Source organism: Escherichia sp. GZ89, assembly GCF_019366485.1.
GTDB classification, from domain to species: Bacteria; Pseudomonadota; Gammaproteobacteria; order Enterobacterales; family Enterobacteriaceae; genus Escherichia; species Escherichia fergusonii.
In genome coordinates this window covers 1-531 of the sequence record NZ_JAEOHX010000076.1, presented here as the reverse complement: position 1 = coordinate 531, position 531 = coordinate 1, and the positions used below count along the sequence as shown (strand labels likewise).

Genomic DNA, 531 nt, shown 5'->3' with positions numbered 1-531 from the left:
CGAGCTAAAAAAAATGGGCATCTATAAACGCAAAGATCCCAACGGCCACTTTGTCGCCTATAAAAAATTTCGTGAAGATCCGCAGGCCAATCCGTTAAAAACGCCGTCCGGTAAAATCGAAATCTACTCAAGCAAACTCGCTCACATCGCCAGTACCTGGGAGCTGGCGGAAGGCGACGTGATAAGCCCACTGCCGATTTATACCCCTACTTTTGAAGGATGGGACGATCCGAAGCGGAGCACCTTCCCGCTACAGCTGTTTGGCTTTCACTATAAATCCCGTACCCATTCAAGCTACGGCAATATTGATGTTCTGCAGGCCGCCTGTCGCCAGGAGGTGTGGATAAATCCGCTTGATGCGCAAAAACGTGGTATCGCGAATGGCGATAAGGTTCGCGTCTTTAACGATCGTGGAGAAGTGCGTCTACCCGCCAAGGTCACGCCGCGTATTCTGCCGGGCGTCAGCGCGATGGGTCAGGGCGCATGGCATAATGCGGATATGGCTGGCGATAAAATTGACCACGGCGCCTG

Annotated in this window: 1 protein-coding gene; it reads left to right on the top strand. The window is 52.5% G+C overall.

Translation table 11 applies throughout. The annotated features are described in order from the left end of the window. Positions 1-531: molybdopterin dinucleotide binding domain-containing protein (locus tag K0335_RS22290; RefSeq protein WP_307774225.1), on the top strand; the 531-nt coding region annotated here is incomplete at both ends.